Source organism: Halomonas fontilapidosi (assembly GCF_014192285.1).
GTDB classification, from domain to species: Bacteria; Pseudomonadota; Gammaproteobacteria; order Pseudomonadales; family Halomonadaceae; genus Halomonas; species Halomonas fontilapidosi.
On sequence record NZ_JACHXQ010000001.1, the window covers coordinates 1 to 17,545 of the forward strand.

Here is a 17,545-nt window from a genome sequence, read left to right on the forward strand (position 1 = left end):
GGGACGCCCCGTTCTCTGCGGCGGCGACACGATGTCCTCAATGAGGGCCCAGCCGTTGTCGGAGATCTCGTAGCGTCCTGCCATGGGTCACCTATACTGCTTCGGCATCGACGACATTAGCAGATTCGACTTTTCGGACAAAACCTAGGTCTCAAACTGCTCGCGGATGTCCTTGAGGCGTGTTCGGACCCGATTCTCCATGCTCTTGTTGCTGAATGAAGGCCCGTAGACAGTTACTGGCTGCGATGCTCCGTAGAACATAATTCCTTTATAGAACCGTATCGATAGGCTTAAACATGGCTTGCATCATTGAGTTTACCGGTAAACCCGGTTCCGGAAAAACGCACTACTGCAGAGAGCTTGTTAGGCGCACTGATGAAGAGAGTATTCATCATCGAGTCAAAGTGATGTTGTTCAGCGGTCAACGGAAATTTAAATATCCGTTGAAGATCATCTCCTGTTTCGAGTGTCTAGTTGCATCAAGGGCTCATGCATTAAAGATTGTAAAAAAAATTAACAATGCACTGTCAGGGGTAAACAAAAGAAGGTTGGTTTCAACTATTGTCAACGCGGCATATATCGACTTCAACCTGCGTCGAGCCCTTCGGGATCATGATATAGTCATTCTTGACCAAGGCTTCGTTCAGCTATGCTGGGCAAATATTCATGACGAAAACATTGAAGAAGTTAAGTCCATGCTACAAACGCTTTACGAGCCATATGCTGATCACGTTGTTTTGATTTCCTATATTCATGCGTCTGGAGAAGTCTTTGAAGCTAACCTGGCTACCAGGCCTGACCTATTGGATAAATGTAATGACCAAGTTAACTTCTTTGATGAAACCACATTTTTAGGCTTGGTTGGGGAGGCCTGTATGTCGAACCGACTTGATTTGATCAGACTCCATAATAATTATTATGGTAGCGCCGATGTTGGGAGGGTGTTTTCTCGGATCGAAGCGGCTTGCTGCGCCAGTCAATGAGTCTATCCAGCCATGCGTTTTTCTTATACGAATAGGTCATCCCTATGGATTTAGGTAAAGTAAATTCTCAGCCAGTGGTCGTGACAGCGATAACATCACATGTGAGTGCAGTCCTGATAAGAGGGCAGTTAAAGTATATAAAGGATAATAATTTTTTGCCAGTTTTGGTCTCGTCACCAGGTCAAAGTGTCAGAGACCTTGCTGCCGTAGAAGGGGTACAGCTCTATGAAATCCCTATGGAGCGTGAGCCCAGTCTCTTTAAGGACATTGGTTCCTTGTTTCGTTTGATCATGCTTTTCATTCGGCTACGTCCCGCTATTGTCAATGCGGGAACTCCGAAAGCCGGTTTTCTGTGCATGATAGCTTCTTTCGTTTGCCGAGTTCCTGGAAGAGTCTATACAATAAGAGGATTTCGCCATGAGTCATTATCTGGTGTTCGCTGCTGGCTGATGAAATGTTGCGAAAAGTTATCCTGCACGCTATCTAACAAAGTTGTATGCATCAGTTCGAGTGTTGCCTTGCAGGGACTAAATGAAAAAATATTGAAGGAGGAGAGCTATCAGCTGAACGGGATAGGCAGCAGCAATGGTTTGAACCTGGATAGGTTCGACCCTACGCGCACGGACTTGACTCCTGTTAATAAAATAAAAGAAAACATTGGTTTCAAGAATGACAATTTCATCATTGGTTTTGTCGGTCGAATTGTTGACAGAAAAGGGGTGGATGAACTCGTTGATGCATTCTTGAGACTAAACTCACAATATCCCCATACTCGACTTCTTCTTATTGGCCCCTATGAGGCTGAACAGAGCGTTTCGGACGTCACACTCGACAGAATAGAAAGCCACGTAAATATCACCAGGCTTGGGTTCGTAGAGGATGTCGAGAATTATTATCGCATAATGGACCTGTTTGTTCTTCCTGCCCATTGGGAAGGATTCGGAAATGTACTTATTGAAGCGGCGGCTATGGAAGTCCCTGTCATCGCATGTAATGTGAATGGAACCAAAGATGCTGTATCCGATGGCTTTAATGGCATGCTTGTGCCGCCGAAAGACGTAGATGCCCTGCACGATGCAATAAGATCTTACATCCTTGACGGTGAGCTCAGGTATGAACACGGTCGGAACGGACGCCTCTGGGCGCAAAAATTCAGTAATGTCCTCATCTGGGAAGACCTTCTCAAGTTATATCGGTCATTGTTGACCATCAAGAATGCTTGACGTATACCCCCTCATATTTTTCTGCACAGTCGTAATTAGTGATCTTAATCTCATTACACACTGATCTCCTGCCAATATGGATAATCCATCTCGATCTCTTGCAAGGACACATTGAGAGTAGATGCGCTTTTTATATGGCTGTCGTAGTTCGCTAAGTATGAGAAAAATAGTGTACGCAAGAAATAGTAGAATAATGTAACATTGTGTATGTGAGTATGTTTCGCTTTGTATTCTCAGGCGTCGTCTCAGAACTTATTATTACTTGGTGATGGCTTCACCCTGGTTATCAAAGAAGAAATTCCACGGACCATTGGGCTCGAGCGGTAGCCATTCCCGTTGACAGGCTACCGGGCCTCACTTCGATAGGGATTGAGAATCTCATGAGATACTTGCTGACAGGCGGCGCAGGCTTCATTGGATCATCAGTGATTCGGCACCTCATAGCCAATACTTCCCATCACGTTGTCAACGTAGATAAGTTAACTTATGCAGGAAACATGGAGTCTCTGCTGGAAGTATCGAATAGCTCACGCTACGCGTTTGAGCGCGTAGATATCTGTGATGCTGAAGAACTGGAAAGGGTATTCTCTACGTACAAACCTGATGTTGTCATGCACCTTGCTGCCGAGAGTCATGTCGATCGCTCAATTGATAGCCCGGCAGCTTTTGTTGAAACAAATATAATTGGTACCTATCATTTGCTTGAAGTGTCAAGACGCTACTGGCTGAAACTCAGCGCCGCGAAGAGAGGGACCTTTAGATTTTTACATGTTTCTACGGATGAAGTGTTCGGTGATCTCGGTCAAGCCAGGGAGCGGTTTACAGAAACAAGCCGATATGCGCCAAGTTCACCGTATTCTGCCAGTAAGGCGAGCGCAGATCATCTGGTTCGTGCTTGGCAACGGACTTATGGTTTGCCGACTCTCATCACAAACTGCTCGAACAACTATGGCCCTTATCATTACCCTGAGAAGATGATTCCATTGATGATATTGAATGCCCTGGAGTGCAAGCCGCTACCCGTATATGGACAAGGCCTGCAAGTGCGTGACTGGCTCTATGTGGAAGATCATGCTCGTGCACTTTGCACAGTGATGGAAAAGGGGAAACCTGGAGAAACCTATAATATTGGTGGAAATAATGAAAAAAGGAATATTCAAGTTGTCGAGGAAATTTGCGACTTACTGGACCTGATACATCCAGCCTCCCGACCATACCGTAGTCTGATCGAATATGTTGATGACCGGCCTGGGCATGATTATCGCTACGCCATTGATCCAGGAAAGTGCCATTCAGAATTGGGCTGGTCACCTAGCGAAACATTTGAATCAGGATTAAGGAAGACTGTTGCGTGGTATCTTGACAACCTTGAATGGTGCCGGCGAGTACAAGAAGGAAAATATCAAAGGAATCGACTTGGAATTTCAGGGGCGGAGGTAGCATGAGCATGAAAGGTATCATTCTAGCAGGAGGTTCCGGTACACGACTCTATCCCATAACGATGGGCATTTCTAAACAATTACTCCCCATCTATGATAAACCAATGATCTATTATCCATTGTCCGTGTTAATGCTGGCTGGTATTCAGGATATCTTGATTATTACCACGCCCGACGAACAGTATTGTTTCCAGAGGCTTCTGGGAGATGGCAAACAATTTGGGCTTAATCTTTCCTATGCTATTCAACCTAGCCCTGATGGTCTGGCCCAAGCGTTCATTATCGGCGAGCATTTTATTGGAGATGATAGAGTCTGCCTTGTGCTGGGGGATAATATATTTTATGGGCAAGGATTTTCGCCCTTACTCAGAGAAACAGCTAGCCGTACTGAGGGAGCCACTGTGTTTGGATATCTTGTAAAGGATCCAGAGCGCTTTGGTGTCGTAGAATTCGATGAAAATAGACGCGTTATATCCATTGAAGAAAAGCCGGAAAATCCTAAATCACGCTTTGCGGTTACAGGTTTATATTTTTACGATAATGATGTGGTTGAGCTTGCCAAGCTTGTAAAGCCTTCAGGTCGGGGAGAGCTGGAAATTACATCTATTAACCAGAGCTATCTCTCTAAAAAAAGCTTGAAGGTTGAGGTGCTAGGTCGTGGTTTTGCATGGTTGGATACGGGAACGCATGAGAGCTTACTTGAAGCCTCCCAGTTTGTTGAAACAATTGAAAAGCGACAGGGATACAAGGTTGCATGCCTTGAAGAAATTGCTTTTAACAATGGTTGGTTGACGGTCAATGATCTTACCAAAGCCGGTAGTTCCCTTTCAAAGAACGGTTATGGTCAGTATCTTCTGGATATAGTGAGTGAGCTATGATTCCTGTCGTCCGCCCTTACCTCCCTGACCGAAGAAAGCTTGACTCATATATTGATAAAATATACCAAAGTAAACAATTGACAAATAATGGAGGGCTGGTCAAGGAGTTGACCTCAAGGCTGGAAGAATATCTCGGTGTAAAACATCTGCTTTTGGTCAACAACGGTACTCTAGCACTCCAGGTTGCCTATACAACCTTCGGCCTAGGAGTGGAAAAATGTATAGATGAAGCCATAACCACTCCGTTTACCTTTATTGCTACAGCGAGTTCATTGAAATGGCAAGGGATCAACCCCGTATTTACAGATATCAATCGGGACACTTGGTGCCTGGATCCAGAGTGTGTAAAAAAGGGTATCACTGACAGGACCCGCCTAGTAGTTCCCGTACACGTTTTTGGAAACGGTTGTGAAGTTGAGGAGCTGGAGAAGATTGCCCAACAGTATGGTGTCAAGGTTATTTACGATGCAGCACATGCGTTTGGTGTAAAATATAATGACAAAAGTTTACTCGCTTACGGTGATGCATCCGCTGTGAGTTTCCATGCGACTAAGCTGTTTCATACGATAGAAGGTGGTGCCATTATCTTCAAAAACCCCGAAGACCATGATTACGCTTCAGAGATAATCAATTTCGGCATGACAAAAGATTCGAATATAGAGTCTCTCGGCATTAACTGCAAAATGAATGAATTCCAGGCTGCCATGGGCCTCTGCGTTCTTGAGGATATTGATAACATAATCGCCATCCGTGAAGAAATATTTTACCGATACAAGAAGGTGTTGACTGACTGGGTTGGATTTCAGGTTCTAAATGACAAGATTACAATAAACTACTCATATTTTCCTATATTGTTATCTAGCGAGTCTGAGGTGGTAAGGGTACGAGATGCCCTAGAGTCTAATGGTATCTTTCCAAGAAGATATTTCCACCCCTCCTTGGATACGCTGAATCTTCCTGGGTTTGATAATAGTCATTGCGACGTGTCAAGAATGGTTTCTCGGCGTGTGCTATGCTTACCCATTTTCTTTGGGTTAAGTGTCAACCAGGTAGACTCCATTTGTTCAATCATTAAGTCGGCCTTGTCAAGGACGCCTGTGATTGACCAACCATGTTTTTAATATCGAATGATCAATATGGTGTGCTTAAAATACGACGAACTGGCCGGCCCTAAAGAACTATTCCATAGCTATTATAAATCGACCGGTGCATATTCTGGTTCTACATCCTTCTGAGAAAATGCAAAAATACCTAAGCGCGGGGGAACCATGAAAAATTCAGTGAACCAACACTATGCAGAGATAGACCTCGGGCGGCTATTCGGGCTGTTGATGGATCACAAGTGGCTAATCCTTTTTATAACTTTCTTGTTTTTTGTTTTCGGAGCAATTTATGCGACTCTCGCAACACCTATCTATAGAGGTGATGCACTCGTTCAGGTTGAACGTCGTGCCAGTGTAAATCCGCTTGAACAAATGTCTGCAGTCGCTCGCGGTGATGAGCGCGAGAGCAGCACTGCTGCTGAGGTCCAGATACTTAAGTCACGCATGGTGCTGGGTCGCGTTGTAGATCGCCTTGGGCTAGATACAGAAGTTTTACCCAAATCTCTGCCAATTATTGGTAGTTATGTCCAGCGGATGGATATACCCAGACCATCGTTTGCCAACAATGACTTTGTGCTTGCAGGCTCACTCCCTGACTTTTTGCAGAAATATGCCCACTTGCCGGACTCTTTGCAAGAACATATTCGTCTTCCAAGCTTCCTCCAGACTCAATCTTTAGTTTGGGGAGGTGAGGAACTCGAGCTTGGTCGCCTCGAAGTGGCTGATTATCTTCGCGGTACCCCGATCATCCTTACTACTGCTGAAGACGGGCACTATTCCCTGAGCCTTGGCGGAAAGACACCTAGAGACGTTGGCGAAAGTCAGGTTGGTGAAATTGCCAATTTCTTAGATGGTGATATTAAACTGCGGATTGCCTCCCTGGATGCTCCTGTGGGTGCCCAATTTACACTCTTTAGGCACTCTCGCGCCTTGGCTATACGAAATCTGGCTAACCGCTTTGATGTGGCGGAAGTAGGCGGATCACGTGACGCGAGCACCGGTATGCTCAAGCTTATGCTCACCGGTGTAGATCGAGAAGAGATTCAACGCTCGCTGAATGCAGTGGCAGAAACCTTTCTCAATCAGAATGTTCAACGTCAGTCTGCCGAAGTCGACGAAAGTCTAGCATTCCTGGAAGAGCAGGCACCTGCTCTTAGAACACAACTTCGTTCTGCCGAGGATAGCCTTAATGAATACCGCTCGAACCAGCATAGTGTCGACTTGACCTCTGAAGCACAGGCAGCTATTGAACAGTTTATCCAACTTGATAGTCAGTTAAATGAATTGGAGTTCAAAGAAGCCGATTTGGCTCAAAGGTTCACGAAAAACCATCCTGCCTATCAGTCTTTGCTTCGTCAGAAGCGACATCTGGAGTCTGAAAGAGCAGAGCTTAATGACAGAGTTGACGATCTTCCAGAAGCACAACAGGAAGTAGTCCGCCGTACCCGAGATGTAGAAGTCACTCAAGCTATCTATGTCAATGTACTTAATCGTATGCAGGAGTTACAAGTCGCCCGTGCTGGTACTATAGGCAATGTGCGTATCATCGATCACGCCCAAGTAGACGCTAGGCCAATAGAGCCCAAGAAGCCCAGGGTCGTGATGCTGTCGACTATGTTAGGTGGCATGTTGGCAGTTAGTCTAGTTCTGGTTCGTGGAGTTTTGAATCGTGGGATTGAACTTCCCGAGCAGCTTGAGGAAGCTGAGTTACCTGTCTACGCAACCGTGCCTTTTTCTAACGAACAAAAAAAGCTTGTCAAAAAGGTCAAGCATCGTCGAGATCGACATGCTTTTGATGTGATGGAAGACTTACTGGCCGAGCGTGTACCTACCGACATTGCGGTAGAGTCACTGCGTAGTCTTCGGACCAGCTTACACTTCGCTATGCTCGAAAAGAAAGATAATCGATTGGTGATCACCAGCCCAACTCCGAATATCGGAAAGAGCTTCATTTCTGCCAATCTGGCTGCCATTTGTGCGCAGGCTGGCCAACGAGTACTGCTAGTTGATGCTGATATGAGGCGAGGGCACCTTCATCATCTATTCAATGATCGCAGCCATGGTGGGTTGTCCGAACTGTTAGTTGGCGATTCCCACTCTCATGATATTATTCGTCACAGTGGAATTGAAGGCCTAGACTATATTTCCCGTGGCCGAGTTCCACCCAATCCCTCTGAGCTACTTATGACATCATCATTTAGTCATTTTTGTGATGAGGTTTCTGAGCTATACGACCTGGTTATTTTTGATACGCCGCCAGTTCTTGCAGTTACGGATTCTTCCGTCATAGGAGCACTGTGTGGTACTTCCCTGCTCGTGGTACGCTTCCAGGTAAACCCAGTTAGGGAGGTCCTGCTGGCTGTGAAACAGCTCGAAAAATCTGGCGTTAAAGTTAGCGGTGCCATTCTCAACGCAATTGAGCGGAAAGCTGCTAATCGTTATGGTTATAGCTATGGTTATAATTATAAGTACAAGTAAAGAAAAGTCACAAAACGTACACTGATCGCCAAACTCCAAGGATTTTTGTCATGCTCCCAAATCTCAAGGATCTTTACTGCCTGCTAACAAGTGGACAGCGGAAGAGACTGATAGGCCTGCAGTTGCTTGTTGTATTAATGGCCTTTGCTGAAGTGGCTGGTGTGGTCGCAATTGGTCCCTTCATGGCCATAGTCGGTGATATGAGTCAACTGGAGGGTGAGGGAGTTATCGCTCGGTTTTATGCATTGTCAGGTTTTCAAGACCCTTCGGATTTTGTTTTCTGGTTTGGGGTGTCTGTCCTTTTCATTCTTATCATGGCTTCTTGCCTGTCGATGTTTACGGTCTGGAAGTTGTCGATGTACGGTCAGCAAATTGGAGCAGAGCTCAGCACTAGACTCTATCGACACTTTATGCAGCAACCATGGCTTTTTCATGCCGGAGGCAGCAGTGCACAGTTGACGAACAAGATATCTCAGGAGTGTGCCAGGATAACAGACAAGATCATTGCTCCAATAATGAAGATGAATGCCAAGGTTGTCATGGTTCTATTCATGTCATTGGCAATTCTGATATATAATCCTTTGGTAGCTGCAACCGGTGTTATCGTTTTCGTCTTGGTGTACTTAACCCTGTATAGAACTGTGCGGCGCAAGCTGGTATCAAACGGAAAGGCAATTTCCCAAACGCAACGTGAACGTTTCAAGCTAATGGCAGAAGGGTTTGGCGGTATCAAGGATGTATTGCTGCTTGGTCGACAGTCGGTTTTTAATTCCCGTTTTGAAAAGTCTAGTCGTTCTTTAGGACGTGCTAGAGGCACTACAAAAGCATTGTCTGAGGTGCCTCGCTATGCCATGGAGATGGTGGCCTTTGGCTCAGTGATATTTCTTGTTCTTTATTTGTTATCTGCACATAGAGGAAACCTGGGAGATATACTGCCAGTGCTGTCTGTTTTCGCTTTAGCGGGACTCAAGCTGCTACCTGCCTTTCAACAGATCTATACCAGTGTCGCTACCATTAGAGGCAACCTGGCAGCCTTTGACAGTATTCGCGAAGACCTTTTCAATAGTCGCCACTCTCAAGACGATGATGGGCTGAAAGAAACGCCTAGAGTCCATGTGGACCTTCATGGTGAGATTGAACTACGCGATATTGTTTTCCATTATCCCGGTAAGTCCGAGGCTGCACTTGATAAGCTATCATTGATTGTTCCGGTAAACAAAGTGATCGGTTTGGTTGGTGCCTCTGGGTCAGGGAAGTCAACAGCAATAGATATTATTCTTGGTTTGATTGAGCCGGATAGTGGTGATTTGCTGATCGATGGCGAGGCACTCACTGAGTCATTGTTACACCCTTGGCAAAACAGTCTTGGCTTCGTTTCCCAGTCAATCTTCCTTGCAGATGCCAGTATTCGTGAAAATATAGCATTTGGATTGCCAGATGAAGAAATCGATGATCAACGCGTATTGCGAGCAGCAAGAATGGCTCGCCTTGATGAGCTTTTATGTGAACTTCCGGAGGGAGTGGAAACACGTGTGGGTGAGCGTGGCATTCAGCTATCTGGCGGTCAACGTCAGCGTATCGGCATTGCCAGGGCGCTTTATGATGACGCTAATATCTTGATACTTGATGAGGCTACCAGTGCCTTGGATGGCATTACCGAAAAGCAGGTCATGGATGCTATTCATGATTTTTCAGGCAATAAGACCATCATTATGATTGCTCACCGCCTGGCTACGGTACGGAAGTGTGATTGCATTTACCTCATCGACAAGGGACGTGTCATCGATTTTGGCGTATATGATGACCTTGTTGATCGTAATACAATCTTTCAACGCATGGCAACTCATGCCTGATCTCCTGGCTTAAAAAGGGTATTGGTATCTTACACTATTTCTATCCGCTTTTTCCTGGAGGTTGAGATGTATGTTAAGCGGTTCCTAGATTTCGTGATTGCATTTTTTTGGCTCGTTCTATTGAGTCCACTGCTTCTTCTGGCTTCTATTGTTGTGTATTTAAATTTCGGGTTTCCAGTCTTATTTCGTCAACAAAGGCCTGGGCTGCATGGACAGCCTTTCGTGATGCTCAAGTTTCGCAGTATGCGTAATGATATCGATGCGGAAGGCAACTTGTTGGCAAATGAGTTGCGGATGACACGCTTCAGTCAATGGTTGCGATCAACCAGTCTGGATGAGTTACCTACTCTGTGGAACGTTCTCAAGGGCGACATGAGCCTGGTCGGGCCGCGTCCCCTTTTGATGGAGTACTTACCACTCTATACCCATCGGCAGGGCCGTCGCCATGAGGTAAAGCCTGGAGTGACTGGCTGGGCACAGGTCAACGGACGCAACGCCATTACTTGGGAAGAAAAATTCGAGCTAGACCTTTGGTACGTAGAGCATCACACCCTATGGCTCGACTTCCGTATTCTCTTTTTGACCTTGCTCAAGGTCCTGCGACGCGATGGCATTACCCATGCAGGGGACGTCTCCATGCCTCGCTTCCGTGGGGAGTCCCATGAGTAGTCCAGCGCGAAGACTTGCCATTCTGGGGGCGAGCGGACATGGCAAGGTTCTGGCTGACATCGCCTTGCTGAATGGTTGGGAGGAGGTCTGGTTCTACGATGACGCTTACCCTGCTTGTAGCGTCGTTGAGCACTGGCCGGTGGTAGGCACCTCGGAGACTTTACTCGCGCATGTCGATTGTTTTGCAGGCGTCATAGTTGCGATCGGAGATAATCGTGTTCGCAACGATCATCTGGCATCTTTGCATGAGCATGGTGTTAACCTGGTGACCCTTATTCATTCACGAGCCATCGTCAGTCCTTTTGCCACTCTAGCGCCTGGCTGTGTGGTGTGTGCCGGTGCGGTGCTCAACCCTTTCGCCTTTGTCGGCCCTGGATGCATCATCAATACGGCTGCGACGGTTGATCATGATTGCCGACTCTTTAACTGTGTCCATGTGTCTCCCGGCGCGAATATCTCCGGGGAAGTGACCATCGGCCGCTTCACCTGGGTCGGTGTTGGGGCCTCTGTTCGCCAGAGAATTAGCGTTGGCGAAAATGTGATAATAGGTGCTGGCGCCGCAGTGATTTCCGACGTGCCTGATGACGTCACTGTTGTGGGTGTACCGGCGCGTCCGGTGCACTCATCAACCTGATTGCTTAACTTCAAGAGGTCGACCATGCTGGATGGACCCTTTTCTCCCTGGCCTTGCTATTCCGAGGAAGAGGCCGAGGCGGTGCGAACTGTCTTGCTCTCCAATCGTGTGAACTACTGGACCGGTCAGCATGGCCGTCTTTTTGAAGCTGAGTTTGCTGATTATGTTGGTGTCAGCCACGCCATTAGCGTCGCGAATGGCACTCTTGCCCTGGAATTGGCCCTTCGTGGTCTAGGTATCGGTAGCTGTCTGGGAAGGCGAGATGAAGTCATTGTGCCCCCTCGTACCTTCCTTGCCTCCGCTTCGAGCATTGTCGCCACAGGCGGGGTACCTGTTTTTGCTGACGTTGATGAAGATTCCCAGAATATCACTGCGGCGAACGTAGCAGCGGCCATCACTCCCTACACCCGAGCTATCATCGCAGTTCATCTTGCCGGCTGGCCATGTGAGATGGACGAGCTGCTCGCACTGTCCGATCGGCTTGGACTGTACCTGATAGAGGACTGCGCCCAGGCCCATGGGGCCACCTGGCAGGGGCAGAGCGTTGGCAGCCTGGGCCATGTGGGGTGTTGGTCCTTCTGCCAGGACAAGATTATGAGTACTGGTGGGGAAGGTGGCATGGTAACCACCCGTGATGAAGAGCTGTGGCGGCGAATGTGGGCCTACAAGGATCACGGCAAGAGCTTGGCTGCCGTCTATGAGCGTGAGCACCCTCCTGGGTTTCGCTGGTTGCACGAAAGCTTTGGAAGCAACTTTCGGTTGACCGAGCCACAGGCGGTGATCGGTCGTCTGCAACTCAAGCGTTTGCCAGCCTGGAAGCAGGCACGCCGGTTTAACGCCGAGCAGATCTGGTCGGCTGCCAGCAATTGTCCGGGCTTGCGTGTGCCCGTAGTTCCGCCTCATATCGAACATGCTGCCTACAAGGCTTACGTCTTTGTGGAACCCAATAGTCTTCGTGAAGGATGGAGTCGCGACCGGATCATTGCCGAAATCATGTCAGCCGGTGTGCCATGTCTGTCCGGTTCCTGTTCCGAGATATACCTCGAGAAAGCCTTTCAATCCATTGGATGGGCTCCCAAACGGCCCTTGCCAGTGGCCAGGCGTCTGGGCAATACGTCACTTATGTTCCTCTGTCATCCCACTCTTACCGATTCTGAGGTCGAGTTGACGTGCAAGGTCTTAAAAAAGGTGATGCGACATGCTGTGAAATGAGTACTCTGCATGCTTTTCGGCATCCAGTCGTGTCACTGTTCTGAAGAAAGGGATGCGGTTCCACCGCAGAAGCGTTTTGGGCAGTCACCAGCACGTCTTTTCGTGGCCTTTGATAGTGCATGATTGCTAATTTTATTTTATATCACCTGCATAAATTTAATGGACTATGATCGCTTCAAGGTTGATTTCGTTGGCCGGTGGTGTTCTTCTGTTCGCCTTTTTGGCGCTATTGATTTCCGTACCATGGGGCTACGCTGTCTTACCTTTATTTATGCTTGTCTCAGTGTTGGTAAGCCTGCCAATGGTATTCAGGGATCTATTGAACAGAGCAAGAAGCTACCTGGGAATTCGTGATTTTATATTTTGCTTTCCTTTAATACTATATTCATTAATATGGTCATGGGATGTCTGGGCTTCTTCAGAAACGCCGATCGATAGCGAGTACGGTGCCATGTCGCTTTGGCCGGCTATGTCCACCGTCGTATTGGTATGGTTTCGCCTCTTTCCCCCTTCTCCTTCATTTTGGTGGGCCGGTATTTTTACAGGCGCCTCTCTCGCAGGGTGCATTGCCCTATTTCAGCGATGGGTGATGATGCATGATCGAGTCGGAAACGGAATGAATGCAATCCCGTTCGGCAACCTTGCACTGTTACTTGGATGTCTGTCGCTTATAGCATACGTCTGGCGGTTATCGCAGGGGAGGTGCGGACGTGGAAAGGGGGTGTTTTTGCTTGCCGCTGCCGCCGGGGGCATTGTAGCCTCATTGCTTTCGGGGACACGTGGTGGTTGGGTGATACTACCTCTATTATCATTCTTTATCTGGGTTATCTGGCGCAGCATGCATGATCACCAAGTGCAACTGTCCCGACGTTTCGACTGGGATGTTGTAGTATTGGTCTCGCTGATTCTCGTCGTCATGATGGCTCTGGGTTCAGCTGGGCCTCGCATTGCCACGGCTTTTGATGAGATGCATGCATACTGGTCACAAGACTTCCGCGGCGGCTCCATAGGTCTTCGCCTGGAGATGTGGAAAGGAGGCGTGATACTTTTCAGTGAACGCCCGCTGACGGGATGGGGCGAGGGAGGCCTTCAGTCTGCCCTTGACACTCTGGTGAGTCAGGGGCTGCTGTATCCAGGTGTCAGCGTATTCACTCAGTTGCATAGCGACATGATTGATACCGCAGCACGACGCGGGTTGGTGGGGCTTGTATCGTTGCTGGGGCTATATGGGGTGCCACTCACGCTGTTCTGGCGATGTCGGCGTGATCCCGACCCTCGTGTGCGCTTGCTGGCGATCGCCGGGGTGATGATTGTGACCTCGTTCATGATCTTTGGGTTTTCGCAGTCCATGCTGCGGGATGTCCGTGGACTCAGCGGCTATCTCGGTCTCTGCGTGGGATGTTGGGCGGTACTGAGATCCATTGAGTCATCGAATCGTTTTGCGTGCCCTCCGGGCGAGAGGTGCGTAAATGCAAGGGCTCTGGTCCGGTAGCGCATTCATTGCCTGCGATGAGATGATTTTTGGATTTGCGTGTCTGTTGACCTGAACACGTTAGACGGGATGGCTTGATGATCGATTCGATACAGCGCTTCTTCAGCGACATCCTGGTGGCGGACGACAGCAGCGATACCGCGGCGCCCAGCCTTGAGCTGGCCACGGCGGCGCTGCTTTTCGAAGTGGCGCGTGCCGACTACCATCTCGACGACAGTGAAGTGGCATTGCTGCGCGAGCTGTTGCAACGGCGTTTCGACCTGGCAGACGCCGACCTCGACGAACTGATGCGCCTGGCGTGGGAAGAGGCCGAGTCGGCCGTGGATCACTACCGGTTCGTCAGCTTGGTCAAGGAGCACTTCGATTATGGCCAGCGTTGCGAACTGGTGCGGATGATTTGGGCGCTTTCGCTGGCCGACAGTGAACAGCATCACCTCGAGGAGCACCGCATCCGCCGCCTGGCGGAGCTGTTGCACGTCAGCCATTCGGACTTCATTCGGGCCAAGTTGAAGGTGCTGGACGCCGAGTCCGACTGATGCCGCGGCGCGACTTTCCCTTGACGGATAGAAAGTGCATGCTCGTCGTCTTCAGTAGCCTGAACAGCAGACAAGGAGTCAGACATGGCGCGTGAGATCGTGGTGATGGGGGCCGGAATGGTCGGTGTATCGGTGGCCTGGCACCTGGCGCGGCGTGGGCATTCGGTGACCCTGGTCGATCGGCGCGAGCCGGGACGCGAGACCTCCTTCGGCAATGCCGGGATCATCCAGCGCGAGGCGGTGCAGCCTTATCCCTTCCCACGAGACCTCGCCACCATGTTGCGCGTGCTGCCCAACCGACAGGTGGATATCCGCTATCGTCCCGGGGGGATGCTGCAGTCTGCCGGGCCGCTGCTTCAGTACTGGCAGAATTCCGCACCCAAGCGCTATGCGCGCATCGTGCCCGAGTATGCCTCGCTGATCTGCCTGTCGCTGGACGCCCATGCGCCGATGGTCGAGGCGGCCGGTGCCGACGCCCTGGTGCGCCGTGACGGCTGGCTGGAGCTCTATCGCAGTCAGGAGGCCATGACGGCGCGCCTGCGCGACGTTGAAGAGAATGCCAAGCGCTTCGGAGTGCGCTACCGCGCGCTGGATGCCGACCAGTTGGCCGCGATGGAGCCTGAACTGAGCGGCAACCTGGCTGGTGCGATCCACTGGGAGCAGCCCTGGACGGTGGCCGACCCCGGCGGCCTGGTGCAGGCCTATGCGCGGAGCTTCGAGGCGCAGGGCGGGCGCGTATGGCAGACGGAGGTGACGGACGTTTCGCGCCAGGGCAACGGGTGGCGGGTCGCCACCGAGCAGGGCACGCTCGAGGCCGAGCAGGTCGTGATGGCCATGGGGCCCTGGTCGCGCGACTGGTTCTCGCGCCTGGGGCTGGAGATCCCGCTGTTCGTCAAGCGCGGCTATCACATGCATTACGGCACGAGGGACTCGGCGACGCTCAACCACTGGGTGATGGATGCCGAGGTCGGCTACCTGCTGGCGCCCATGCAGGCAGGCGTTCGCCTGACCACCGGCGCCGAGCTCGAGCGCCTCGAGGCGCCACCGCACCTGCAACAGTTGGCTGCCGCCGAGCGCGTGGCGAAGCAGCTGTTCCCGCTGGGCGAGCGGCTGGATGACAAGCCCTGGAAGGGGGCGCGTCCCTGCACGCCGGACATGAAGCCGGTGATCGGTCCGGCGCCGAAACAGGATGGGCTCTGGCTGGCGCTTGGCCATGGGCATCAGGGCTTTACGCTGGGGCCGGCGACCGGGCGTCTGCTGGCGCAGATGATGGAGGGGGAGACGCCCGAGATCGACATGGCGCCATTTCGGGCCGATCGGTTCTGACGGGAGGAACCGTCGCGCTACAAGCAAGGCTTCTGCGTGGCGAGATCAGCCCTGAGTTATTGCCTGGCCTTACGCTTCTGCTGGGCCAGGTGCATCAGCAGCTTGGTCACCAGGGTGAAGACGAATACCAGCCAGCCGGCGGTGGCCAGCACATTGAACAGCAGCATTTTCTGCTCGCCGTTCATCGGGGTGATGAGATGTTCGATGACCATGGCCAGCAGGAAGGCCAGGACCAAGGGAAGGGCGAGGATATGCATCCACATCTCGGTGCGCCGCTTGCGAACGTGATAGCGGCCGAGTAGCACGCGGATAGGGCGGTGTACGAAGCTGATCAGGATCAGGCTACCCACCATCAACAGGGCGGCAAGGCTGGGTTCGACGCTGCCAAGGTGCGCGGAGATGCTCACTGACCAGTAGAGCACCAGCCACATCAAGCCGGCCAGGATAGCAACGGTATCGGCATAGTGTCTTACCTTGGGCATCGTGTCCTCATGGATGGCCGGGCCTTGTTGGCGCTGCAAACGCTGGCGCCATGATACGGCATTCCGCGCCGATTGAAGAGTCGCCGTGGCTGATGCGCTTGGGTGGCCTCGGGGTTGCGGCGCGGTTGCGATATACTGGTGCCACGCTTCCGACGACGATCTCGATGCTTTCGACACAGGACCTGCCGTGAACTCTATCACCCTGACCCGCCCGGACGACTGGCACCTGCACCTGCGCGACGGCGACGCCATGGCGGCCGTGGTAACCGCCAGCGCGCGCCAGATGGGGCGCGCCATCATCATGCCCAACCTCACGCCGCCGGTGACCACCACCGAGCGTGCGTTGGCCTATCGCGAGCGGATTCTCGCCGCGCTGCCCACCGGGGCCGCCTTCGAGCCGCTGATGACGCTCTACCTGACCGACAACACACCGGTTGATGAGATCGAGCGGGCCCATGCCAGCGGCCTGATTCAGGCGGTGAAGCTCTATCCTGCAGGGGCGACTACCAACTCGGCCTCTGGCGTCACCGATCTCACCCTGTGCGATTCGGCCATCGGCGCCATGGCGCGGCTGGGCATCCCGCTGCTGGTGCATGGCGAGGTGACCGATGCCGATATCGATATCTTCGACCGCGAGGCGGTGTTCATCGAGCGGGTCATGAAGCCCCTGCTCGAGCGCCATCCGGACCTGAAGGTGGTCTTCGAGCACATCACCACGGCCGATGCCGCTGAGTTCGTGACGGCAGCCCCGGCTAATGTCGCCGCGACCATCACCGTTCACCACCTGCTGTTCAACCGCAACCACATGCTGGTGGGCGGCATTCGCCCCCACTATTACTGCCTGCCGATTCTCAAGCGCGAGCGCCATCGCCAGGCCCTGATGGCCGCCGCGACCTCGGGCAGCCCGAAATTCTTCCTGGGTACCGACAGCGCGCCGCATGCCCGCGGCGACAAGGAGAGCGCCTGCGGCTGCGCGGGGGCCTTCACCGCACCTGCCGCGCTCGAGCTCTATGCCACTGCCTTCGAGCAGGCCGGGGCCCTGGAGCGTCTGGAGGGCTTCGCCAGCCACTTCGGCCCCGACTTCTACGGCCTGGCGCGTAATACCGATACCGTCACGCTGGTCCGCCAGCCGTGGCAGTTGCCCGAGACGCTGCCCTATGCCGAGGGCCAGCGCATTGTGCCCCTGGCCGCCGGCGAGACGCTGGAATGGAAACTGCAGGACTGATGCCCGTCACCG

Annotated in this window: 15 protein-coding genes; 14 read left to right on the forward strand and 1 reads right to left on the reverse strand. The window is 51.4% G+C overall.

The features are described 5' to 3' along the window. The first annotated feature begins 296 nt into the window (after positions 1-296). From FHR95_RS00005 to FHR95_RS00065, 13 genes are all read left to right on the forward strand, one after another. Entirely contained in the window at positions 297-983 is a 687-nt protein-coding gene (locus FHR95_RS00005; protein WP_183312893.1) for a hypothetical protein, read from the forward strand. A 44-nt stretch (positions 984-1,027) separates the two neighbouring features. After that, positions 1,028-2,206: a glycosyltransferase family 4 protein gene (locus FHR95_RS00010; RefSeq protein ID WP_183312894.1), complete on the forward strand. Its 1,179-nt coding sequence runs from the start codon at positions 1,028-1,030 to the stop codon at positions 2,204-2,206. A 380-nt stretch (positions 2,207-2,586) separates the two neighbouring features. Then, on the forward strand, positions 2,587-3,651 hold the full coding sequence (gene rfbB / locus FHR95_RS00015) for a dTDP-glucose 4,6-dehydratase (RefSeq protein ID WP_183312895.1): 1,065 nt from the start codon (positions 2,587-2,589) through the stop codon (positions 3,649-3,651). Positions 3,652-3,653: 2 nt separating this feature from the next. After that, positions 3,654-4,523 carry a glucose-1-phosphate thymidylyltransferase RfbA gene (gene rfbA, locus FHR95_RS00020; RefSeq protein WP_221199176.1) on the forward strand — a complete coding sequence of 290 codons (870 nt, stop codon included), beginning with the start codon at positions 3,654-3,656 and terminating at the stop codon, positions 4,521-4,523. After that, the gene (locus tag FHR95_RS00025) at positions 4,520-5,644 is read left to right on the forward strand and encodes a DegT/DnrJ/EryC1/StrS family aminotransferase (protein ID WP_183312897.1); all 1,125 of its coding nucleotides are present in this window, start codon (positions 4,520-4,522) and stop codon (positions 5,642-5,644) included. Before rfbA ends, FHR95_RS00025 begins: the two co-directional genes overlap by 4 nt. A gap of 159 nt (positions 5,645-5,803) precedes the next feature. Further along, positions 5,804-8,104: a polysaccharide biosynthesis tyrosine autokinase gene (locus FHR95_RS00030; RefSeq protein WP_343065146.1), complete on the forward strand. Its 2,301-nt coding sequence runs from the start codon at positions 5,804-5,806 to the stop codon at positions 8,102-8,104. 50 nt (positions 8,105-8,154) lie between these two features. Beyond that, positions 8,155-9,957 (forward strand): ABC transporter ATP-binding protein, encoded by a 1,803-nt coding sequence (locus FHR95_RS00035; protein WP_183312899.1) that lies wholly within the window; start codon positions 8,155-8,157, stop codon positions 9,955-9,957. A gap of 66 nt (positions 9,958-10,023) precedes the next feature. Then, on the forward strand, positions 10,024-10,626 hold the full coding sequence (locus FHR95_RS00040) for a sugar transferase (protein ID WP_183312900.1): 603 nt from the start codon (positions 10,024-10,026) through the stop codon (positions 10,624-10,626). Then, complete coding sequence (locus FHR95_RS00045) at positions 10,619-11,260, forward strand: acetyltransferase (RefSeq protein WP_183312901.1); 642 nt, start codon at positions 10,619-10,621, stop codon at positions 11,258-11,260. The genes FHR95_RS00040 and FHR95_RS00045 overlap by 8 nt, the downstream gene beginning before the upstream one ends. Positions 11,261-11,284: 24 nt before the next feature. Next, positions 11,285-12,472: a DegT/DnrJ/EryC1/StrS family aminotransferase gene (locus FHR95_RS00050; protein ID WP_183312902.1), complete on the forward strand. Its 1,188-nt coding sequence runs from the start codon at positions 11,285-11,287 to the stop codon at positions 12,470-12,472. A gap of 190 nt (positions 12,473-12,662) precedes the next feature. Then, entirely contained in the window at positions 12,663-13,964 is a 1,302-nt protein-coding gene (locus FHR95_RS00055) for an O-antigen ligase family protein (RefSeq protein ID WP_183312903.1), read from the forward strand. A gap of 77 nt (positions 13,965-14,041) precedes the next feature. Beyond that, on the forward strand, positions 14,042-14,500 hold the full coding sequence (locus FHR95_RS00060) for a tellurite resistance TerB family protein (RefSeq protein ID WP_183312904.1): 459 nt from the start codon (positions 14,042-14,044) through the stop codon (positions 14,498-14,500). Between the two features lie 84 nt (positions 14,501-14,584). Further along, a complete protein-coding gene (locus tag FHR95_RS00065) occupies positions 14,585-15,826 on the forward strand; it encodes an NAD(P)/FAD-dependent oxidoreductase (protein WP_183312905.1) in 1,242 nt (413 codons plus the stop codon). 56 nt (positions 15,827-15,882) lie between these two features. Here FHR95_RS00065 and FHR95_RS00070 read toward each other — a convergent pair whose 3' ends face one another. After that, positions 15,883-16,308 (reverse strand): hypothetical protein, encoded by a 426-nt coding sequence (locus tag FHR95_RS00070; RefSeq protein ID WP_183312906.1) that lies wholly within the window; start codon positions 16,306-16,308, stop codon positions 15,883-15,885. 187 nt (positions 16,309-16,495) lie between these two features. Between FHR95_RS00070 and pyrC the strand changes: the two genes are divergently transcribed. Next, positions 16,496-17,533: a dihydroorotase gene (gene pyrC, locus FHR95_RS00075; RefSeq protein ID WP_183312907.1), complete on the forward strand. Its 1,038-nt coding sequence runs from the start codon at positions 16,496-16,498 to the stop codon at positions 17,531-17,533. Positions 17,534-17,545 lie beyond the last annotated feature (12 nt).